Origin of the sequence: Providencia sneebia DSM 19967 (genome assembly GCF_000314895.2) — a bacterium.
Lineage (GTDB): Bacteria > Pseudomonadota > Gammaproteobacteria > Enterobacterales > Enterobacteriaceae > Providencia > Providencia sneebia.
Genome location: NZ_CM001773.1, coordinates 2874704 through 2898468, shown reverse-complemented (window position 1 = coordinate 2898468; position 23765 = coordinate 2874704). Strand labels below are relative to the sequence as shown.

Annotated in this window: 14 protein-coding genes and 2 pseudogenes; 13 read left to right on the top strand and 3 right to left on the bottom strand. The window is 39.5% G+C overall.

The annotated features are described in order from the left end of the window. The first annotated feature begins 21 nt into the window (after positions 1 to 21). Positions 22 to 531, top strand: coding sequence for a tRNA adenosine(34) deaminase TadA (gene tadA / locus OO7_RS12080; protein ID WP_043892711.1), 510 nt, complete (start codon positions 22 to 24; stop codon positions 529 to 531). A 103-nt stretch (positions 532 to 634) separates the two neighbouring features. Here tadA and mltF read toward each other — a convergent pair whose 3' ends face one another. Further along, on the bottom strand, positions 635 to 2263 hold the full coding sequence (gene mltF / locus OO7_RS12075) for a membrane-bound lytic murein transglycosylase MltF (RefSeq protein ID WP_043892710.1): 1629 nt from the start codon (positions 2261 to 2263) through the stop codon (positions 635 to 637). Positions 2264 to 2528: 265 nt separating this feature from the next. Between mltF and purL the strand changes: the two are divergent. The 6 genes and pseudogenes from purL to glnB all read left to right on the top strand — a co-directional run bounded on the left by purL (position 2529) and on the right by glnB (position 13057). After that, positions 2529 to 6415: pseudogene (purL, locus tag OO7_RS12070) on the top strand (phosphoribosylformylglycinamidine synthase). Between the two features lie 909 nt (positions 6416 to 7324). After that, a complete protein-coding gene (locus OO7_RS12065; RefSeq protein WP_008916206.1) occupies positions 7325 to 8767 on the top strand; it encodes a sensor histidine kinase in 1443 nt (480 codons plus the stop codon). A gap of 44 nt (positions 8768 to 8811) precedes the next feature. Continuing rightward, entirely contained in the window at positions 8812 to 9615 is an 804-nt protein-coding gene (gene qseG / locus OO7_RS12060) for a two-component system QseEF-associated lipoprotein QseG (protein ID WP_236620650.1), read from the top strand. Further along, the gene (gene glrR, locus OO7_RS12055) at positions 9602 to 10942 is read left to right on the top strand and encodes a two-component system response regulator GlrR (protein ID WP_008916204.1); all 1341 of its coding nucleotides are present in this window, start codon (positions 9602 to 9604) and stop codon (positions 10940 to 10942) included. Before qseG ends, glrR begins: the two co-directional genes overlap by 14 nt. Positions 10943 to 11083: 141 nt before the next feature. Continuing rightward, positions 11084 to 12706, top strand: a complete 1623-nt coding sequence (locus tag OO7_RS12050; protein WP_008916203.1) for an NAD+ synthase — start codon at positions 11084 to 11086, stop codon at positions 12704 to 12706. A 12-nt stretch (positions 12707 to 12718) separates the two neighbouring features. Beyond that, complete coding sequence (gene glnB / locus OO7_RS12045) at positions 12719 to 13057, top strand: nitrogen regulatory protein P-II (protein ID WP_004921424.1); 339 nt, start codon at positions 12719 to 12721, stop codon at positions 13055 to 13057. 118 nt (positions 13058 to 13175) lie between these two features. Here the strand turns inward: glnB and hmpA are convergent. Continuing rightward, a pseudogene (gene hmpA, locus OO7_RS12040) lies at positions 13176 to 14393 on the bottom strand (NO-inducible flavohemoprotein); the annotation flags it as partial. A gap of 395 nt (positions 14394 to 14788) precedes the next feature. Between hmpA and licT the strand changes: the two are divergent. The 5 genes from licT (at position 14789) to OO7_RS12015 (ending at position 21976) form a co-directional block, all read left to right on the top strand. After that, the gene (gene licT, locus OO7_RS12035; protein ID WP_008916201.1) at positions 14789 to 15628 is read left to right on the top strand and encodes a BglG family transcription antiterminator LicT; all 840 of its coding nucleotides are present in this window, start codon (positions 14789 to 14791) and stop codon (positions 15626 to 15628) included. A 156-nt stretch (positions 15629 to 15784) separates the two neighbouring features. Then, entirely contained in the window at positions 15785 to 17710 is a 1926-nt protein-coding gene (bglF, locus tag OO7_RS12030) for a PTS beta-glucoside transporter subunit IIABC (RefSeq protein WP_008916200.1), read from the top strand. An 11-nt stretch (positions 17711 to 17721) separates the two neighbouring features. Then, a complete protein-coding gene (ascB, locus tag OO7_RS12025) occupies positions 17722 to 19119 on the top strand; it encodes a 6-phospho-beta-glucosidase (RefSeq protein WP_008916199.1) in 1398 nt (465 codons plus the stop codon). Positions 19120 to 19434: 315 nt separating this feature from the next. Continuing rightward, positions 19435 to 20688, top strand: a complete 1254-nt coding sequence (gene glyA / locus OO7_RS12020) for a serine hydroxymethyltransferase (RefSeq protein ID WP_008916198.1) — start codon at positions 19435 to 19437, stop codon at positions 20686 to 20688. 136 nt (positions 20689 to 20824) lie between these two features. After that, positions 20825 to 21976 (top strand): 3-phenylpropionate MFS transporter, encoded by a 1152-nt coding sequence (locus tag OO7_RS12015; protein ID WP_008916197.1) that lies wholly within the window; start codon positions 20825 to 20827, stop codon positions 21974 to 21976. A gap of 71 nt (positions 21977 to 22047) precedes the next feature. Here OO7_RS12015 and suhB read toward each other — a convergent pair whose 3' ends face one another. Then, on the bottom strand, positions 22048 to 22851 hold the full coding sequence (suhB, locus tag OO7_RS12010) for an inositol-1-monophosphatase (protein ID WP_008916196.1): 804 nt from the start codon (positions 22849 to 22851) through the stop codon (positions 22048 to 22050). 126 nt (positions 22852 to 22977) lie between these two features. Between suhB and trmJ the strand changes: the two genes are divergently transcribed. Next, on the top strand, positions 22978 to 23709 hold the full coding sequence (trmJ, locus tag OO7_RS12005; protein ID WP_008916195.1) for a tRNA (cytosine(32)/uridine(32)-2'-O)-methyltransferase TrmJ: 732 nt from the start codon (positions 22978 to 22980) through the stop codon (positions 23707 to 23709). Positions 23710 to 23765: the final 56 nt, after the last annotated feature.

Below are 23765 nucleotides of genomic sequence, written 5' to 3'. Positions count from 1 at the left end.
AATAATGACGTTGAGGTAAATGTGACGCAAGAAGAGATAGACCAATATTGGATGAAACAAGCTTTAGAGTTAGCACTGAAAGCTCAAGATGCAGGGGAAATTCCTGTCGGCGCATTATTGGTAAGAGATAATCAGTTAATTGCTACAGGTTGGAATTGTTCGATTCAAAATCATGATGCTACTGCACATGCTGAAATTGTTGCAATACAAAAAGCAGGTCAGTCTCTTAATAATTATCGCCTTCTTGATACAACTCTGTATGTCACATTAGAACCTTGCATTATGTGTGCAGGTGCAATGATCCATAGCAGGATAAATCGTCTAGTTTATGGTGCTAAAGATTTTAAAACGGGCGCATGTGGTTCGTTTATAGACATAATGGGTCATTCTGGACTAAATCATTATGTTGAAGTTACTGGCGGTGTATTAGCGGAAAGTTGTTCAACGATGCTAAGTGCATTTTTTAAAATGCGTCGTAATGAAAAGAAGTTACAAAAACGCATGTTAAGCCAACAAAATAGCCAAGTTTAATTTTTACTGAATGATGACCTTTAAATAAACTGTATATCTGTAATAGTTAACTTGTTTTATAAGTTAGGGTAATGTTAGTTGTTCTTTGGCATCATTCAACTAGTCATTCATGATTATTTTTAGCGCTGGTTTTAGAGTCAATAGATAATAAATATTGCCCAAGAGATAACTTGTCATCAGGTAGAGATAATGTAGGCAATTGGTACTCAGATGTTGGCGCTGTAGTATGATTTAATTTCACTTTTTCGACTATTTTCTTATCAATTATCTTTTGCTCTGTATTTTCTTTGGTGGTGGCTGTTTCTACCACTGGGAACTGGATCAGTGAACCTTCAACTAATTCTAATGCTTTTTGCTTTTTATCTTGATTTTGCAAGTAGCCAACTAAACTTTGGTGATAACGTCGAATATTTTCCACATAGCGATAAGCTTCATGGCCTCGAGCATAGCCATAATTTAATTGAGAATAATATTTCTTCTGCGTTAATAAAGGCAATCTTGCTTTGACATCAAGCCAGCGGTCAGGATCGCCACCTTGTAGTTCAGTCAGTTTACGCACATCTTGCATGTGCCCATAACCCATATTATAAGCGGATAAAGCAAACCAAATGCGATCATCATCCGCAATTGATACGGGTAAGCGTTGCATTAAATATTCAAGATAGGCAGATCCGCCCTTGATACTTTCTTCAGCATCTAATCTATCGGAAACACCCATTGTTTCAGCTGTTGGTTTTGTGAGCATCATAAGCCCACGTACACCGGTAGGGGAAGTGGCGAGCGGTTCCCAATGTGATTCTTGCCATGCAATCGCTGCTAAGAGTTGCCAATCAATTGCAGATGCATATTTTTCAAACAGAGGCTGATAAGTCGGAAGTTTATTATTGATTGCATTAATAAATGCGATGGTATCAAAATAATCAAATGAACCAACATGACTAAAATATTTTTCATCTAGCCTAGCGAGTAGCTCAACTTCATTACTGGCATTGAAAAAGTCGAGGAGGGCAGCATTAAGGCTATCATCATTCAAACGCTTCATATACCAAGTTATTGCATGATCATCAACAAGGTCGAAACCTACAGCAATTTCAGGATGAATACGTTGTTGAAGAGCGACCGCAATAGAATCTTCAAGGGTGTAATCAATTAAACCTTTAGCAACCATCTCTAATAATTGATTTGTTGTATATTCCGTTGTTTCACTCCATTTTAATTCAGGATAAAACGCTGATATTTCTCTTAATGTACTCGCATGCGCAGAACCCGCCATGATAACTAAATTTCCATTGATTTCATTGAAACTTTTGGGGCGAGTCATGCCCTTACGATAAACCAATTGTTGTGTCACGTTAAGGTATTTAGGGCCTGTTTTCATTTTATGCAGGCGATCTTTATTATAAAGAAGACCCGCAACTCCAATGTCAGCGTTATCATCTTCAAGATCGGAAAACAGTGATTCTACTGTCGGCATCATTGTGATAACGAGTTTAACTCCAAGATAATCAGCAAAGCTTTGGACCAACTCATAATCAAAACCATGGAAGTTTTTTTGTTCATCAACATAGATTAGAGGAGAGCTAATTGCGCTAACACGAAGTTCACCTCGAGAGAGGATTTGATTCAGCTGGTTGTTTTGTGTACTAGGCCAGCGAATATTAAGACCAATAATCATAGCGGCAAGAAGCGCAATAATCACAATGATTACATAGTTAATCTTGATGTTGTTCAAAAAATATCTCGTGTGTAGACGAATGTTAAAATAAAAACTGTTTTAAGTAATGGTTATATTTCCAGTGTTTAGACATTTTGCTCAACAATTATGATCCATGCAACCAATATTGTGTTAATTCCTTTTTAATAATATTTAGTAGTTTGCTCTATTTTTACTCACGCAAACGGTTTCGTATTGATTCGCATTGCTCTATAATAGCACCCAGTTCCCCTGCTTTTTATTTATTGTCAGGGTTGGCGTTTACAAGAGAGAAACTAAAACTATGGAAATTTTGCGTGGTTCACCTGCTCTATCAGCATTTCGTATTACCCGCCTTTTAGCGCTATTTGCGGAAAAAAAGCTTCCCGTTACGGATATCTATGCTGAATTTATGCACTTTGCTGAGTTATCAGCACCATTAAGTGACAGCGAGCAAGGAAAATTGCGTAGTTTGCTTAAATATGGGCCATCATTAGCGGAACATGAACCATTTGGTAAATTGATTTTAGTCACTCCACGCCCTGGCACTATTTCACCTTGGTCTTCTAAAGCAACTGATATTGCCCATAATTGCGGTTTATCTCAAGTTGAGAGAATTGAGCGCGGCATTGCTTACTATGTTCAAGCAGAATCATTGTCTGAAGCGCAATGGCAGCAAGTTGCTGATTTATTGCATGACCGCATGATGGAGACAACATTTGCAGCTTTAGAACAAGCAGAGAGCTTATTTACTCATCAACAACCTGCGCCAATGAAAGTGATTGATATCATGGCATCAGGTCGTTCAGCACTTGAGAAAGCGAATGCTGAAATGGGATTAGCATTGGCTGATGATGAAATTGATTATCTGCTGGCAGCGTTTACTGAGTTAAAACGTAATCCTACGGATATTGAGCTATATATGTTTGCACAAGCAAACTCAGAACATTGTCGCCATAAAATTTTTAATGCAGATTGGATCATTGATGGTGAAGAGCAGCCTAAATCTTTATTTAAGATGATCAAAAATACATTTGAAACTACGCCTGATTATGTTTTGTCTGCTTATAAAGATAATGCAGCGGTAATGGAAGGTTCTTCTGTTGGGCGTTTTTTCCCTGAACCGGAAGGACGCACTTATCGCTATCATCAAGAAGATGCCCACATTTTAATGAAGGTGGAAACCCATAACCATCCTACTGCTATTTCACCTTGGCCGGGTGCTGCGACAGGTTCTGGTGGTGAAATTCGTGATGAAGGTGCAACGGGACGCGGCGCGAAACCAAAAGCTGGCTTAGTTGGATTCTCTGTTTCTAACTTACGAATTCCGGGTTTTGAGCAGCCTTGGGAAGAAGATTTTGGTAAGCCAGAGCGCATTGTCACTGCACTTGATATCATGTTAGATGGCCCTCTTGGTGGTGCGGCATTTAATAATGAATTTGGTCGACCGGCTTTGCTTGGTTACTTTAGAACCTATGAAGAAAAAGTGAAAAGCCATAATGGTGAAGAGCTGCGTGGTTACCATAAACCCATTATGTTAGCGGGTGGTATTGGTAATATTCGTGCGGATCACGTGCAAAAAGGTGAAATCCCTGTTGGCGCCAAACTAATTGTTTTAGGTGGGCCATCAATGAACATTGGTTTAGGGGGGGGAGCCGCTTCATCAATGACATCGGGTCAATCAGATGCAGATTTAGATTTCGCATCAGTACAGCGTGATAACCCAGAAATGGAGCGCCGTTGTCAAGAAGTTATTGATAACTGCTGGCAGCTTGGTGATGATAACCCAATTCTGTTTATACATGATGTTGGTGCAGGTGGTCTATCTAATGCGATGCCTGAATTAGTCAGTGATGGTGGTCGTGGTGGTTGTTTTGAACTCCGTAAGATCCTGAACGATGAACCAGGAATGAGTCCATTGGAAGTGTGGTGTAATGAATCACAAGAACGCTATGTCCTCGCAGTTGCTCCAGAACAGCTTCCTTTATTTACCGCAATTTGTGAACGTGAGCGTGCACCTTTTGCGGTGATTGGTGAAGCGACTGAACAACGTGATTTAAAATTAAATGATTCACACTTTAATAATCAGCCTATTGATATGCCACTTGATGTATTACTGGGCAAAACACCAAAAATGCTGCGTGATGTGAACACATTAAAAGCCGAACCGGATGCTTTAGATAGAACCGCTATCAGCTTAAGTGAAGCGGTTAAACGTGTTTTACATCTTCCTGCTGTTGCCGAAAAACGTTCCTTATCACCATTGGTGACCGGACGGTTACTGGTATGGTTGCCCGTGACCAAATGGTTGGGCCTTGGCAAATACCCGTTGCCGACTGCGCTGTCACGACAGCAAGTTTAGACAGTTATTATGGTGAAGCAATGTCAATTGGTGAAAGAACACCGGTTGCTTTACTGGACTTTGCCGCATCAGCGCGTATGGCGGTTGGTGAAGCATTAACGAATATTGCATGTGCTTATATTAATGATCTTAAACGCATTAAACTTTCTGCAAACTGGATGGCAGCAGCGGGACATCCCGGGGAAGATGCGGGTCTATATCAAGCCGTGAAAGCCGTTGGTGAAGAGTTATGTCCTGCTTTAGGGCTAACGATTCCTGTCGGTAAAGACTCAATGTCAATGAAAACACGTTGGCAAGAGAAAGGTGAAGAACGCGAAATGACTTCACCATTATCATTGGTTATTAGTGCATTTGGCCGAGTTGAAGATGTGCGTTTGACTGTCACACCTGAATTAAAATCTGATATTGATAATGCACTATTATTGATTGACCTTGGTCAAGGGCACAATGCTTTAGGTGGCTCAGCATTGGCGCAAGTCTATCGTCAGTTGGGTAATAAAGCTCCTGATGTGCGTGACCCACAATTATTAGCTGGCTTCTTTAAGGCAATACAAAAACTGTTATCTGAACAAAAATTACTCGCTTACCATGATCGCTCCGATGGTGGATTATTTGTGACATTAGCTGAGATGGCTTTTGCGGGTCATTGTGGTGTGAATGTTGATATTAGTGAATTTGATGAAGATATTTTAGCTGCATTGTTTAATGAAGAGTTGGGTGCTGTAATCCAAATTAATGCGCAAGATCGCCAGTATGTTGAAGATTGCTTTGCACAAGCGGGTCTTGGTGAATGCTTGCACTTTATCGGCAGTGCGACACCAAATGATGCTGTTATCATTAACAGCCGTGATACGGTTGTTTACCGTGAATTGCGTAGTACTTTACGTGAATGGTGGGCGGAAACAACATGGCAAATGCAGCGATTACGTGATAATGAGGTTTGTGCTGATGAAGAGCATAATGCCAAATTAGACCTCAACGATCCGGGCCTGAATACAAAACTGACTTTTGATATCACAGAAGATATTGCCGCACCTTATATTTTATCGGGTAGCCGTCCTAAAGTTGCTATCTTACGTGAGCAAGGTGTGAACTCGCATGTTGAAATGGCCGCTGCATTTGATCGCGCTGGTTTCGACGCAATTGATGTTCATATGAGTGATTTATTGGCTGGTAACTTATCACTAGCTGACTTCCATACGTTGGTTGCTTGTGGTGGCTTCTCATATGGTGATGTGTTAGGTGCGGGCGAAGGATGGGCGAAATCAATTCTGTTTAATACACGTGTGCGAGATGAGTTTGCAAGCTTCTTCGAGCGCCAAGATACCCTTTCATTGGGTGTTTGTAATGGTTGCCAGATGATGTCTAACCTATATGAGCTGATCCCAGGAGCTGATTTATGGCCACGTTTTGTACGCAACCGTTCAGAACGTTTTGAAGCTCGATTCAGTTTAGTTGAAGTTGCGAAAAGCCCATCTTTGTTACTGCAAAATATGGAAGGTTCCCGCATGCCTATTGCAGTTTCGCATGGGGAAGGGCTTGTGGAAGCTAGACAGCCGGATCATATTCAACAATTAGAGCAAAATTCACTGATTGCACTGCGTTTTGTTGATAATTATGGTCAGGTGACTGAGAAATATCCAGCAAACCCGAATGGCTCTATCAACGGAATTACGTCTGTTACTTCTAGAGATGGACGTGCGACGATTATGATGCCGCATCCTGAACGCGTTTTCCGTACTGTTAGTCATTCATGGCACCCAGAAAATTGGGGAGAAGATAGCCCATGGATGCGTATTTTCCGTAATGCTCGTAAACAATTAGGCTAAAATTAATTTAATTGGTCTATGTTAGCGCTGGCTCTGTTTGGACTCAGCGCTAATTTTTTAGCTAAACAATGTAGTCCTCCTTTTTATGTTCTTACTTCACGCTTTTTTTCTGAACCTGCTTTTATCTATCTATTTGTATTAAAATGAATTTTTTACTTCCTTGAGTAAATGTAGCTATTTTCACATTTATTAATGGTTTATCATTTTTCTTGGTTAAATCCGTGATGTCTAAAATAAGCGACAAAGCGCATATAGTAGTGTCTCTAAATGGAGACACTTAACCGCATGAAAAATAAAGATAATAAATTTATTGATAATAGGTGTCTTTAAATTGCGACACTTTTCAAATTATAGGGAATAAGAATAATGAATGTTGGATGGTAAACTGTTATGATTAAATTAAAAATCATTATATTTCAATATGATAAAAAATATTTTGAAAAGTTGGCATGATGTGTGCATAATAATATTCAGTTGCTCATTCAACTTATTATGTCGGTCCACAATTAGGTGGGAACATACCACATAAACCCGGAATGATGCCAAAGTAAGGTGCCTACCGTCCAACATCATAGATATTCGCTTTCGAGCTTTATCAAACACAGGGCGACACGTGGAGTGAGGCACCACCTATCTTACCTCATTTGAGCTACATGGTTATGTAATTTAAAATGTGTTAAGAGATGAAAATCAGTAATCGCTGGCGGAATAAAGCAGAAAACTTTATTCCGCCTTCCTGTTTTAACCCTCACAAAAATTTAATATTTCTTTCTGATAATAGATTGGCATGCTCATTGCTGTAATCATTCATCATTCCATTATTCTAAAATAGCAGATAAAACAACGCTGATCATACTCACGCAATCGCATCAGTTCTGCTACCATAGAGCCACTTTAAATAGGTGTGAGATGAATGCATTGAGTAAATGGCGTCTATTTCCGCGCTCCCTGCGCCAATTAGTTGTAATGGCTTTTTGGTTAGTATTGCTCCCTTTATTGGTTTTAGCCTATCAGGCTTACCAAAGTTTGGAACAATTGAGTAATCAAGCTGCGCAAATGAACAAAACAACACTGTTAGATACTCGTCGTAGTGAGGCGATGGGCGCACTTGCGTTAGAAATGGAGCGTAGCTATCGTCAATATTGTGTATTAAAAGACGCCTCATTGGACAATTTGTATCAGAAACAATTTTCTGATTACCAACAAATGTTTGAAAGACAAAAGACGATTTTATCTAAAGAATCAGATACATCAGCATTATCTACAGCACTTGAAAAACTAAAAATAGTTACCTGCGAAAATAATGAGCTACCACAAGATGTGTCATCCGCATTAGAACAATTTTCTGCACATAACAATCAATTGATTCACGAGACGCGCGATATTATTTTTAGTCGTGGCGAGCAGTTACAAAAAGAAATTGCTAATAAAGGCCAGTTATTTGGTTGGCAAAGTTTAATTCTTTTCTTACTTAGCTTAGCGTTAGTTGCCTTATTTACTCGAATGATTATCGGCCCCGTAAAAGGGATTGAAAGGATGATTAATCGGCTCGGCACAGGAAGAACATTAACCAATAATCTTGAACGTTTTAAGGGACCGAGAGAGTTACGCTCTCTTGCACAACGAATTATCTGGCTAAGTGAGCGCTTAGCTTGGTTGGAATCTCAGCGTCATGAATTTTTGCGTCATATCTCTCATGAATTAAAAACACCATTAGCCAGCATGCGAGAAGGTACTGAACTGCTTGCAGATGAGGTGGCGGGGCCACTAACTGATTCGCAAAAAGAAGTTGTTGAGATTTTGGATAATAGCAGTAAGCATCTTCAGCAACTTATTGAACAGCTTCTTGATTATAATCGTAAACTTGCTGACAGCCCGCCAGAAGCGCAACATATTGATTTGCAAAAGCTGATCGAAGATATTGTTATGGCGCATAATTTACCTGCAAGGGCGAAAAATATTCAAACAGAGATCCGTTTACGTGTAGATCACTGTTTAGCCGAACCCACATTACTTGGTAGAGTTATTGATAATATCTACTCCAATGCGGTGCACTATGGCAGCGAATCAGGTAAGATTTGGGTCACGAGCCGCAGAATTGATAATAAGCTTGTTATTGAAATTGCAAATACAGGAACACCAATTCCTGAATCAGAAAAAAATATGATTTTTGAACCTTTCTATCAAGGAACTTTAGTAAGAAAAGGCGCGGTTAAAGGGAGTGGTTTAGGGTTAAGTATCGCACAAGATTGTATTAAACAAATGGGTGGCGAACTCTCTTTAGTGCCTAGCAAGGTAGCAGATGTTTGCTTTAAAATTGAGCTGCCTTTAACCGCAGAGAATGAATTATAATGGTCATCAGGTCTATCAATGCCCTGGCAGCATCGGGTTTTATTATGTCATTGAAACAATATGTAGGATTAACCAACAAAATTAAAATATCGACGCAAAAACCAAAGATAATACAGCTAAGTTTGTTATTTTTTTCATTTGTCTTAGCGGGGTGTGCCACAAAAAGTGGTCACTTTACATTAGACACATTGTCGCAAGTTGTGGTGTCTGAAGTGAAAGTGACAGATTACCGTTATACTGCTTGTGAAAATATCTGGGACAATGATCAGCCTAGTGCGCGTGACAATGCACTATTTTGGCTAAGAATGATGAGCTGCGCAGATAATCTTGAGCCAACTAAAGCTCGGGAAGATGCCGCGTTGATAAAAATTGAAAATTGGTCTGAAGCCTTTCAACAAAGCATTTTGATGGGCGCTGCTGAGCCAACTATCGCTGAAAGGCGAAAAATGGTTGATAATATGAATACGTTTAGTCTTCATTTCCCGACTGGCATTCGCCCATTGCTCCAATTATGGCGTGAGCAACAAGTTCAAATGATCAATCTTGCGGAAGCTAATGCACGCTTTAAACGCCTTCAGCTCGAAACGGATAACAAGCTTGATCGGATAAAAGAGACGAATGCGAAATTGGAGTTTGAGCTTAAAACAACATCACGCAAATTAGAAAATTTGACGGATATTGAACGCCAGCTTTCCTCGCGTAAGCAAAGTACTAATGAAACAGAAAAAGATGTTGAATCAACAGGTGAAAAACAGGAAGAAGAACAAGCCATAACGGAAAAACCTGTTGCCGAAGCTGAGAACAAATTAACAAGCCAACCGGAGAGTGAGCGCAATGACAACCCGTAAATCAGCAAATTTACTTCTCGTCGATGATGACCCAGGTTTGCTGAAATTACTTGGAATGCGCCTAAGTAGTGAAGGTTTTAAGGTGATTACGGCTGCAAGTGGCCCTGAAGCTTTGAAAATACTTCAAAAAGATAAAGTGGATTTAGTTATCAGCGACTTACGTATGGATGAAATGGACGGCATGGCGCTGTTTGATGAAATTCAAAAACAAAATCCAAATCTACCCGTTATTATTTTAACAGCTCATGGTTCTATTCCTGATGCTGTTGCCGCAACACAACGCGGCGTATTTAGCTTTTTGACCAAACCAGTTGATAAAGATGCACTCTATAAGGCGATTGATGAAGCATTAGCACTATCTTCAACATTAATTAGTGATGAAGAGTGGAGCGAAGGGATTGTTACTCGTAGTCCATTGATGATCCGCTTATTAGAACAAGCGCATATGGTTGCACAATCTGATGTGAGTGTTTTAATTAACGGGCAAAGTGGTACGGGTAAGGAAGTCTTAGCGCAAGCTATTCATAAGGCTAGCCCACGTGCGCGAAAACCCTTTATTGCAATTAACTGTGGTGCTTTACCTGAGCAGCTACTTGAATCCGAGCTATTTGGTCATGCAAAAGGGGCATTTACGGGAGCAGTGAGTAGCAGAGAAGGGCTATTTTTTGCTGCCAATGGCGGCACACTCTTTCTCGATGAAATTGGTGATATGCCTATGCCGCTGCAAGTTAAATTATTGCGAGTTCTACAAGAGCGAAAAGTTCGCCCTCTAGGCAGTAATCGGGACTTAGATATTGATGTTCGTATCATTTCAGCGACGCACCGAAACTTACCTAAAGCAATGGAAAAAAATGAGTTTCGTGAAGATCTCTATTATCGTTTGAATGTCGTTAATTTACGCATTCCTGCATTGAATGAACGAGCTGAAGATATTCCTGTTTTAGCTAATCATCTATTACGTGAATCAGCCACTCGCCATAAACCTTTTGTGCGTAGTTTCTCAACAGAAGCAATGAAATGCCTGATGTCTGCCAGCTGGCCGGGAAATGTCCGTCAATTAGTTAACGTCATTGAGCAATGTGTTGCTTTAACAACGACACCAGTCATCAGTGAAACTTTAGTTAGTCAGGCTCTACAAGGCGAAAATACGGCATTACCAACTTTTGTTGAAGCGCGTAATCAGTTTGAACTCAATTATTTGCGTAAAATTTTGCAGATGACAAAAGGTAATGTGACGCAAGCTGCACGCATGGCTGGACGAAATCGTACTGAGTTTTATAAATTGCTTGGGCGACATGATTTAGAAGCTAATGATTTTAAAGAATAATCGTTTTTTTATATATTTATATTCCACGAATGAAATGTAAGGCATTTTATTCAATTTAGATTGCATTTAGTTACTCAATCAATATTGAAAGATGAGTGAATTAAAGTACGCATATTCAATGCTCGGGAGAAGAGACACTTTATGAGCCGTAAGCTTAATATCTCACTAGCTCAATTAAATTGGTTAGTTGGTGACATTGAAGGCAACTGTGACCGCATGTTGCAAGTTGTTGATAAACAGCAAAATGCTGCTGACATTGTGATGTTCTCAGAGCTAGCTTTAACGGGATATCCTCCGGAAGACCTCCTGTTTCGACCAGATTTTAATCAACGTTGTTTGACCCAATTAGCGCGACTACAAAAAGCGAGTACCGAAACGGCAATTGTGGTTGGTCACCCATGGTTAGAAGAAGGGAAGCTGTACAATGCACTCTCTTTCTTTTACCAAGGAAAGCTATTAGCCCGCTATTTTAAGCAGCAGTTACCCAATTATGGTGTTTTCGATGAGCCGCGTTATTTCACTGCGGGTCATGATACATGTGTCGTTGATTTTAAAGGCTACCATATTGGTTTATTAATTTGTGAAGATATTTGGTTTGATGCGCCTATTGATGCGGTGAAACAGCAGGGTGCAGACATATTACTGACGATTAATGCATCGCCTTATGATCGCAATAAAGATCATATCCGTAATGAACTACTCGTTAAGCATTGCCAACGCACACAATTGCCAATCCTTTATTTAAATCAAGTTGGCGGGCAAGATGAGTTAATTTTTGATGGTGGCTCAAAAGTTCTATCTAGCCAAGGTGAAATTACGCATCAATTAGCAGACTTTAGTGAGCAAGTCGTTAATTGCCAATTTAATGATTTGACGATAGTTCCAATGGAAAATCCAGCGCCGGAATTGTCACCTATTGCTCAAGTTTATCAAGCATTGGTATTAGCAACGCGTGATTACATTAATAAAAATGGTTTCAATGGTGCAATTCTTGGTTTATCTGGCGGTATTGACTCTGGATTGACAGTGGCAATTGCCGTTGATGCGATAGGAAAAGAGCGCGTACAAGCTGTTATGATGCCTTTTCGTTATACGTCTGAAATGAGCATTCATGATGCGAAAGAGCAAGCTGATTTATTAGGCGTTGAGTTTGATATTGTATCTATTGAGCCCATGTTTGATGCCTTTATGACTCAGTTACAACCTATGTTTGAAGGTACTCAAGTTGATACGACGGAAGAGAATTTACAGGCGCGCTGTCGTGCTGTTATCTTAATGGCAATGTCGAATAAACGTCGTCGCTTAGTGCTAACCACCAGCAATAAAAGCGAATCCGCTGTGGGTTATTCTACATTATATGGTGATATGGCGGGTGGCTTTGATGTATTAAAAGATGTACCGAAAACATTAGTTTTTGAATTAGCTAAATATCGGAACACCATTTCGTCTGCTATCCCACAGCGCGTGATTGATAGGCCACCATCTGCTGAATTAGCGCCGGGACAACTCGATCAAGATAGCCTACCGCCTTATGACATTTTAGATGCTTTATTGGAAGCTTATGTCGAAAAGGATTATTCTGTAGCACAACTTATTGAACAAGGTTTTGATGAAGCAACGGTTCATCGCGTGGTACGCCTTGTCGATATTAATGAATATAAACGCCGCCAAGCTCCTGTTGGTCCCCGTATTACGATGCGTAATTTCGGAAAAGATCGTCGTTATCCGATCACTTCGGGTTTTGGTCGTAAGAACTGGTCATAACAGGAATTATATATGAAAAAAATTGATGCAATTATAAAGCCTTTTAAGTTAGATGATGTTCGTGAAGCATTAGCCGAAGTGGGCATTACTGGCATGACAGTAACAGAAGTGAAAGGTTTTGGTCGCCAAAAAGGGCATACCGAGCTTTATCGTGGTGCTGAATACATGGTCGATTTTTTACCAAAAGTCAAAATTGAAATTGTTGTGCCTGATGATATTGTTGAAAGTTGTGTTGAAACTATTATGCAAACAGCGCAAACAGGCAAAATCGGAGATGGCAAAATTTTCGTTTATGATGTTGCTCGTGTGATCCGTATTCGTACGGGAGAGCAAGACGAGGAAGCGATTTAAGCAGCAATTAAAAAATGCGGTAACGGTACAAACACAGGAATGGGATTAACAATGTGTTTTATATGAAACCCGTTACCGCAAAAATACAACTAAGCTGAGCGAATAAAGTAAAAACGAATTAGTTTACTGATAATACTTTATGTGGACCAAAACATTCGTAATGAATATTTTCTATAGCAACACCCATTTCTATCAATTGTTTAGCAACATACTGCATAAAGCCTACGGGTCCACAAAAATAGAATTGCATATCAGGTTCGATTAACCAATCTTGTACTTTTGATAAATCCATCAACCCACTGAATTGATAATCCAATTCAACTTTATCTTCACTACGTGGCTGATTAAACCAAACTGCTTTGTGATGTTTTTCATGATGGGCGAGGTTGTTATCGACTTCTTCTTTAAATGCATAGACACCACCATTTTCAGCAGCATGTAACCAGTTAATTTGACCTTTATGACCTTCTTGAGTCAGCTGGTTAAGCATACTTAGCATTGGTGTTAATCCAACACCTGCTGAAATTAATGTAACAGGTGTCGTTTTCTCAATATCAATAAAGAAATCACCACAAGGTGGTGCTAAGTGAACAATATCACCTTCATTGAGTTTTTGATGAATGTGCTGAGAAACTAAACCACCATCTTCACGTTTTACGGCGATACGATAGCTTTGGCCATTTGGTGCTGTGGTGAGTGAATATTGGCGAATTTCTTGGTTAGCAAAGCTTTCATCATGAATATAAATAGTGATGTATTGGCCGGGGCGATAACTTGCCACAGGTTTTCCATCAACCGGTACAAATTCAAAGCTTGTGATCACTTCACTTTGCGGTTGTTTATTGACTAGACGAAATTCGCGTAATCCTTCCCAGCCCCCAGTTACTTGTGCATTTTCACGATAAATTTCCGCCTCACGATTGATGAATATATCGGCTAAAACGCCATAAGCTTGTCCCCAAGCATCTAAAACTTCTTGGCCCGGTGAGAGTAATTCATCAATAGCGGCCAATAAGTTTTCACCAACAATTGGATAATGCTCAGGTTTAATATTCAAGCTTGCGTGTTTTTGCGCAATCTTTTCAACAGCAGAAATTAAGGCTTCGGGAGTTTCAATATGAGTGGCATAAGCACAGATTGCATTGAATAACGCTTCACGTTGTGAACCATTATTTTGATGTGTCATATTGAAAATATCTTTTAATTCAGGATGTTGATTGAACATTCTGTCATAAAAATGTGCTGTCAATTTTGGACCAGTGGCAGCGATGGCAGGGATAGTTGATTTAACAATTGTGATAGTGCGTTCATCAATCATGCAGGTGCTCCGAACATATTTTAGTCGATAACGTTTATAAGATGCATTTTAAATACAACTTATAGTTTTTTGCAGAAAATGTAAATAGGTTTATAAATAAAAAGGTCTTTCAGAAGGAAATTGCAGATAAAATAACGGAGCTAATGAACTAAGCTTAGGAATGGGTTTATGTCTCATATTTATGGGAATAATAAGTATATTATTTATCTTTTAAGTTTTTTTAATTACGGCTAAAAATAAATTATCTGATGCTTCTCACAATTATCTCTTCTTCCTATTGAATTAGGTAAATCATAGATTATTCTTAGGAGCTACAAATTATATATGGATTGTTACTGCACTATGCAGGCAAAACCTGATCACACACATTAAATGTGGGGGGTCGGGTTTTTTAGTTTTTGGGGCAGAGCCACATGAAAATAGCAAAAGTATTGAATAATAATGTGGTTATTACCTTAGATGATAACCAGCAAGAACAAGTTATCATGGGCAAAGGTATTGGTTTTCAAAAGAAAATCGATGATTCTGTTGATAATGACAAAGTCGAGAAGATTTTTACTTTACGTAATAATGAGTTATCAGGAAGACTAAGTGAATTACTTGCTCATATTCCTATTGAAGTCATGACCGTTTGTGACCGAATTATTGAATTAGCGAAATCTAAGTTAGGTCACTTGCAAGATAATATTTATATCAGTCTGACTGACCATTGTTATTACGCGATAGAAAGAACGAAAAAAGGCTTGAATATAACAAATAATTTATTGTGGGAAGCGCGACGTTTTTATCCAAAAGAGTGTGAAATTGGTTTAGAAGCGCTTGAAATTATTAAACAACGTTTGGATGTTACCTTGCCGCAGGATGAAGCAGGTTTCATTGCTTTTCATCTGGTGAATGCACAATTAAATAGCAATATGTCAGAATTGGTTTATGTCACTAAACTTATTCAAGAAATCATGAATATCGTTAAATATCAAATTAAAACGGAATATGATGAATCCACATTGAGCTATCAAAGATTTGTGACACATTTGAAGTTTTTTGCTGAACGGATGTTAATAAAAACACCTGTGGTTGATGATGATGTTTCCATGCATATTGCTATAAAAGATAATTATCCGATTGCTTGGCTATGCACAGAAAAAATCCAAACTTATTTAAAAGATAAATACCAACGAGATTTAACAGGTGAAGAAATGATGTTTCTCACCATTCATATAGAACGAGTTAGAAAAGAAAATAAGTCTAATTAAAGACTAAAACGACGAACGCAAAAAAACTGGATTGTTACTGCTGCACATAGCTAGCAGGCAAAACCTAACTGCTTATGGTACTTGAGTATCATGCGCTTGTTGGGTTTTTTTATTTTCTAGCGACCAAAAGTAAATCAATTTAATAGGATGTTAATGATGGATGATAAAACTTTGGCACAAAAAATCGTCGCTGGGGTCGGTGGCAAAGAGAATATTCTCTCTTTAGAACACTGCGCGACACGCTTACGTTTTAAGTTAAAGCAAAGGGTGAAAGCAGATGCTGAGGTATTAAAGCAGACTGACGGCATCATGATGGTAGTCGAAAGTGGTGGTCAATTTCAGGTCGTTATTGGCAATAATGTCAGTGATATCTACAAAGTCGTGCAGCAAGAAATAGGTCTTGATAATGAAACTTCAATCTCAAACGAAAGCGCCGCGAATGGCTCCACGGATGTGGTAGAAAAAGATAATATTTTTAATCGTTTTATCGATATTGTGTCGGGCATTTTCACACCTATTTTGGGTGTCATGGCAGCGTCGGGGATTTTAAAAGGGTTATTGTCTCTATGTATTGCTTGTGGCTGGCTTTCTCAAGATAGTGGTACATATAAACTTTGGTTTGCTGCCAGTGATGCACTATTTTATTTTTTCCCTATTGTTTTGGGTTATACCGCAGGGAAAAAATTTGGTGGGAACCCATTTATCACCATGGCAATTGGTGGCGCCTTAATTCATCCTTTAGTCATTGAAGCTTTCCAACAATCCACTTTATTAGATGCAGCAAGAACAGACTTTTTAGGTATACCGATCACCTTTATTAATTACAGTGCTTCTGTCATACCAATTATTTTTGCGGCTTGGGTAAGTTGCTTGCTAGAGAAAAAATTACAATCAATCTTACATAGCTCAATTAAAAATCTGATTACTCCACTCATCTGCTTAATGATCACAGTGCCATTAACATTCTTAGTTATCGGGCCAATAGCAACTTGGGTGAGTCAGATGTTGGCTGAAGGTTTCCTTGCTATTTATAACTTTGCACCAATACTTGCTGGCGCTTTTATGGGCGCAGTATGGCAAGTGGCGGTTATTTTTGGTCTGCATTGGGGGATCATTCCTGTCAGTATTAATAACTTAGCTGTATTAGGCCAAGATGCACTTGTTCCTTTATTGTTACCTGCGGTTATGGGGCAAGTTGGTGCAACCTTAGGGGTTCTATTAGCAACTAAAGAAACAAAAATGAGATTGTTGTCTGGTTCTGCGGTGACAGCTGGCATTTTTGGTATAACAGAACCTGCGGTTTATGGTGTGACTTTACCATTACGTCGTCCCTTTATTTTTGGCTGTATTGGCGGTTCAATTGGCGGAGCAATTGTTGGTTATAGCTTAACCTTAGTCTATTCATTTGGCCTAGTTAACGTTTTCACTTTCACGCAAATTATTCCTGAAACGGGCATAGATTTTAGTGTTTGGGGCGCAATTATTGGTACATTTATCGCATTCGCCTTTTCCACTATTTTGACCTATTTCTTTGGATTGCCAAAAGTTCCTGTGTCTCAATCAGCTGAAGTTACCACCTCTGAATTACATATCGATTGTCAAACTCCTGACAATAATACCGTCTTATCACCTATGTCTGGTGTTGCAATTAGCTTAAATGATGTTCCAGATGAAACATTTGCAAGTGGTTTATTAGGGCAAGGTGCTGCCATTGTTCCGGCAATTGGCGAGGTTAGAGCACCATTTGATTGCGAGGTCAGTTCATTATTTAAAACTAAACATGCCATTGGGCTTTTAGGAACACAAGGTATTGAGGTTCTTATTCATGTTGGAATTGATACGGTGAAGTTAAATGGTGAATATTTTACAGCACATGTCAAAGAAGGTGATGAGGTTAAAGCCGGCGATTTACTGGTGACTTTTGATAGAAATTCGATTATTGAGGCAGGGTATGATTTAACCACACCAATCATTATAACAAATAGTGACGAATATCCGGATTTGCACATAATACCGCAAACACATTCTATTCATGCAGGACAGCCACTCTTGTCGGTGGCAAAACAGCATACAGAACAATAAGAGAGGCATTAATGAAAACATTTCCAACGGACTTTTTATGGGGCGGCGCTATAGCTGCTAATCAGGCAGAAGGTGCTTATCTTACTGATGGTAAAGGACTCACTACCTCAGATGTTCAACCAAATGGTATTTTTGGTGATGTTGAAAATAGAACTGATGGTCATGAGCAAATTAAAGATGTTGCCATTGATTTTTATCATCGTTACCCAGAAGACATTTCACTTTTTAATGAAATGGGGTTTACCTGTTTAAGAACATCAATTGCTTGGGCACGTATTTTTCCTAAAGGTGATGAACAGGAACCAAATGAAGCAGGTTTAGCTTATTATGATGCGCTATTTGATGAGATGGCAAAATATAATATTCAGCCACTGATCACGCTTTCACATTATGAAATGCCTTATCACTTGGTGACAGAATATGGTGGTTGGGGTAATCGTAAAGTTATTGAATTTTTTGAGCATTATGCCCGCACAGTATTTGAACGCTATAAAGACAAAGTGAAGTTATGGCTGACATTTAATGAAATCAATATGTCACTTCATGCGCCATTAACTGGCGTCGGGCTACCTGCGGAAAGTTCAAAACAGGCCGTTTATCAAGCTATTCATCATCAACTTGTTGCTAGCGCCAGAGTTGTCAAAGCCCTGCATGAAATTATTCCGGATGGCAAAATTGGCAATATGCTGCTAGGTGGTTTGGTTTATCCATTGAGCGCTAAGCCAGATGATGTTTTGGAAGCGTTAAAAGAAAATCGTAGCTGGCTATTTTTTGGTGATGTTCAATGTCGAGGCGCATATCCTGGCTATATGAAACGCTTCTTTAAAGAGAATAACATTCAGTTAGACGTGACAGAACAAGATAAATTAGATCTAAAAAATTGTATCGATTTTATCTCATTTAGCTATTACATGACGGGTTGTGTGACAGCAGATAAAGAAGAATATGAGAAAAAACGTGGCAATATCCTAAGCATGATCCCAAATCCGCATTTACAAAGTTCAGAGTGGGGATGGCAAATCGATCCCGTTGGATTAAGAACCATTTTAAATATGTTGTGGGATCGCTACCAAAAACCACTATTTATAGTGGAAAATGGACTTGGTGCAAAAGATGTGATCAATCAAGATGGTGAGATAATTGATGATTATCGCATTGAATATATTAATGACCATCTTGTGCAAGTTCGTGAAGCTATTGAAGATGGTGTTGAAGTTATGGGCTACACTAGCTGGGGGCCGATTGATATTGTCAGTGCTTCAAAAGCAGAGCTTTCAAAACGTTACGGTTTTATTTATGTGGACAGAAATGACCAAGGTGAAGGCACGCTAGAGAGAAAACGCAAGAAAAGCTTTTTCTGGTATCAAGATGTTATCCAAAGCCATGGCGCCTCTTTGAAAGAAAAATAAAGTCAGACAGAGAATATCCAGTTTTCTATACAGGATAAGCATATTTTTATGCTTATCCTTTTACTTTTTATTGTATCTAGATGCCTTAATCCCTAAATTTCACCAAGTTTGGCTTGGATAGATTAATTTTCGCAAACGTAAATATTCAAAGTATTATTTTAAGTAAAAGGGTGGATTTTTCTTTAAATATGTTATGCAATCGTTTGCGTGATTTTTTCCTTTAGGGCTATCACCTAGAAGAAAAAGAGTTTACACTATGTTCCATTAGTGTAATTTTGTTATCAACATATTGAATGGCTGAGGCAGGAGAAGCGAATGTTAAAACGAGAAATGAATATTGCAGATTATGATCCACAATTGTGGGAAGCGATGGAGCAAGAAGTCGTCCGCCAAGAAGAACATATTGAATTAATTGCTTCTGAAAACTATACCAGTCCTCGAGTGATGCAAGCTCAAGGTTCTCAGCTAACCAACAAATATGCGGAAGGCTACCCAGGTAAACGCTACTATGGCGGTTGTGAATATGTTGATGTTGTTGAGCAATTAGCCATCGACCGCGCTAAAGAGTTATTTGGTGCTGATTATGCTAACGTTCAGCCTCACTCAGGCTCGCAAGCAAATGCTGCGGTTTATATGGCGCTCTTGCAACCCGGTGACACTGTGTTAGGTATGAACCTTGCTCATGGTGGTCACTTGACTCATGGATCTCCTGTCAATTTCTCTGGTAAGTTATATAACATCGTGCCTTACGGTATTGATGAAAGTGGTAAAATTGACTACGAAGACATTAAAGCACAAGCATTGAAACACAAACCGAAAATGATTATTGGTGGTTTTTCTGCTTATTCTGGTGTCGTTGATTGGGCAAAAATGCGAGAAATCGCCGATAGCATTGGTGCTTATCTTTTCGTTGATATGGCTCACGTAGCAGGTCTTATCGCAGCAGGCGTCTATCCTAACCCAGTTCCACATGCACACATTGTGACAACAACCACACATAAAACACTAGCAGGTCCTCGCGGTGGTTTGATCTTGGCTAAAGGTGGCGACGAAGAACTCTACAAAAAACTGAACTCAGCAGTATTCCCAGGTTCTCAAGGTGGCCCTTTAATGCATGTTATTGCAGGTAAAGCGGTTGCACTGAAAGAAGCAATGGAGCCAGAATTCAAAACGTATCAGCAACAAGTTGCTAAAAATGCGAAGGCAATGGTTGCTGTTTTCCAAGAACGCGGCTATAAAGTGGTTTCTGGCGGTACTGAAAACCATCTGTTTTTGGTTGATCTCGTTGATAAAAATATTACGGGTAAAGATGCTGATGCAGCATTGGGTCGCGCTAATATCACTGTTAACAAAAACAGCGTTCCTAATGATCCGAAAAGCCCATTTGTCACTTCAGGTATTCGTGTTGGTACGCCAGCAATTACTCGTCGTGGTTTCAATGAAGCTGATGCGCGCGAATTAGCAGGTTGGATGTGTGATGTATTAGATAATCTTAATGATGAAGCAACGATTGAAAGCATCAAACAGAAAGTGTTGAATATTTGCGCAAAATATCCTGTTTACGCATAATATCATCTACAGCTTATCGTCCAATAATTTGTCGTATTTAATCAAACACTGATTTGAAATACGGCATTGATATTGTTAAACCCGCTACGACAGTTATGTGCAGCGGGTTTTCTGTTTTATTCAAAAGGGAGGAGTGATGGTTGTTCCATCAACGCGTTGGCTAGCAATAGACTATTTTACCTACTTCTTTGCCTACAGTATTTTCTTACCATTTTGGTCAATATGGTTAAAAGGAGAAGGCATAGACGCCGAGATGATAGGCTTGCTATTGGGAGTGGGGCTTGCCGCTCGTTTCCTTGGCGCCATGTTTATCACGCCGATGATAAAAGATCCCTCTAAGCTCATAATAGCCTTAAGAATATTAGCAACACTCTCTTTGATATTTGCCGTTGGTTTTTCATTTGGTTCGCATTGGGCTTGGTTATTTTTCGTTATGATTGGTTTTAACCTATTTTTCTCGCCAATGGTTCCTTTGGGAGATTCATTAGCAGGAACTTGGCAAAAACAATTTCCATTTGATTACGGCAAAATACGTGTTTGGGGCTCTATCGCCTTTATTATTGGTTCTTCATTAATCGGATATTTAACCAGTGCATTCGGGCATGCAACGATTATGGTTGCGCTCATCATAAGCTGTTTAGCTATTTTGCTAGGAACAATGCTTAAACCTGCCATTATGCCTGCGGGTGTACCGAAATCAGCGGGTGAATCTAAAGTTTCATTCAAGCAATTAATTTCAGATAAAAATATTGTTCGCTTCTTAATCTGTGTGACCTTATTACAAGGTGCTCATGCTGCTTATTATGGATTTGCTTCACTTTTTTGGAAGGAATCCGGTTATTCTGACTCAGTGATCGGTAACTTATGGTCACTAGGCGTTGTAGCTGAAGTGATTGTCTTTATGTTGAGTAATAAACTATTTCGCCGTTGGAGCGCAAGAAACCTTCTTTTACTCTCAGCCTGTTGCGGTATTATCCGTTGGACATTGATGGGCGCGTTCATCTCACTACCTGTTCTGATTGTAGTACAAATTTTACACAGTGGAACATTTACGGTGTGCCACCTTGCGGCAATGCGCTTTATTAGCTCACGAAAAGAAAATGAAATCATCCCGCTACAAGGCGTTTATTCTGCTTTAGCAATGGGTGGGGGATTAGCTGTCATGACTGTTGTTGTCGGGGCTATTTATGAACGCGTACCTGATCAGCACGGTATTGTGTTTTATCTCATGGCGCTGTTAGCCATTCCAGCATTGTTTATCCGACCAAAAGTGGAAGCGCAGCCTTAATCTGTTTTTTGAGATAAAATAAAAGGCCGAGCGATTAACTCGGCCTTTTACTAATGATATGCAACTAATAATTAACGTTTTAGCGCTTCTGAAAGCTCATCACGCATAACAGCAAGAATATCTTTAACAATGCGTGGGCTACCTGCAACAATGTTACCTGATGCTAAATAGTTATGACCACCAACGAAATCAGTCATGATCCCGCCAGCTTCACGCATAATTAATTCTCCGCCCATGAAATCCCAAGGTTTCAAACCAATTTCAAAATAGCCATCAACACGACCCGCTGCAACATAGCACAGGTCTAATGCTGCGGAGCCAGTACGGCGGAAATCTGCACAGCTCTCAAACATTTTGCTCATGATGTTCATGAAAACGACAGAATGTTGTTTTTGTTTGAAAGGGAAACCGGTTGCAATGATAGTGCCATTAAGTTCACGTGCATCAGCACCACGTAGGCGGTAGCCGTTTAATTGGGAACCTTGGCCACGTACTGAGCTGAATAATTCATTACGCATTGGATCGTAAACAACAGCAACTTCTGTACGGCCTTTTACGCGTACAGCAATGGAGACAGCAAAGTGAGGGAAACGTTTTGTGAAGTTGGTCGTGCCATCCAGCGGATCAATTACCCATTGAATGCTGTCATCTTTACCAATTAATTCACCACTTTCTTCAGTGATGATTGTATGTTCTGGATAAGATTTACGGATGACTTCGATAATGAGATGTTCAGCTTCACGATCAACGTTAGTCACGAAATCGTTAGTGCCTTTTTGAGTGATTTGAACATTATCTGGCGTTTCATAGCTTTTAGCTATGTGATTACCGGCCTTACGTGCGGCACGTATGGCGATGTTAAGCATCGGATGCATGGGCTTTTTCCACTGGACTGTTAAAGAACGAGACTACTTGAGTGAGCGAATTATATAGATGTTCATCACAATAATCAATTTTGTGTTAAACTGCCAAGATGACTTTTCATCACACTGTACAAATTCATGTTAGATAATATCCGCATTATTCTTGTTGAGACTTCACATACTGGAAATATGGGCTCAACTGCCCGCGCTATGAAAACCATGGGGCTTTCCAATCTCTATCTTGTTAATCCACTGGTTCAGCCCGATTCCCACTCAATCGCTTTATCCGCAGGTGCAAGTGATGTGATTGGCAATGCTACTATTGTTAAAACATTAGATGAAGCATTAGAAGGGTGCAAATTGGTAATAGGAACAAGTGCCCGCTCTCGCACGCTTTCTTGGCCGATGGTCGCCCCTCGTGAATGTGGCGAGAAATCGATCACTCAAGCTGCAACAGCACCGGTTGCTATTATTTTTGGTCGAGAAAGAATTGGTCTAACCAATGAAGAGCTACAAAAGTGCCAATACCATTTATATATTCCGACTAACCCTGAATACGGCTCTTTAAACCTCGCGATGGCTGTACAATTGGTAACTTATGAGATTCGCATGGCCTATTTGGCGATGAATGAAAAAAATATGCCGACTGTAGAAGCGGATGAGGTAGAATATCCACCATCAGAGGATATTGAACGCTTTTATGTGCATTTAGAAAGTGTTTTAAATGAATCTGGGTTTATTCGTAAAGCACATCCGGGCCTGATTATGAATAAATTGAGACGGTTATTCACCCGTTCACATATTGAAACGCAAGAATTGCATATCTTACGTGGAATTTTAACCTCAATGGAAAAATGGGCAAAAAAATAGCAATTAATCGTGGATAATACTTGAGTGAAATGGTCAGGTAAATAGTTGACTAAATT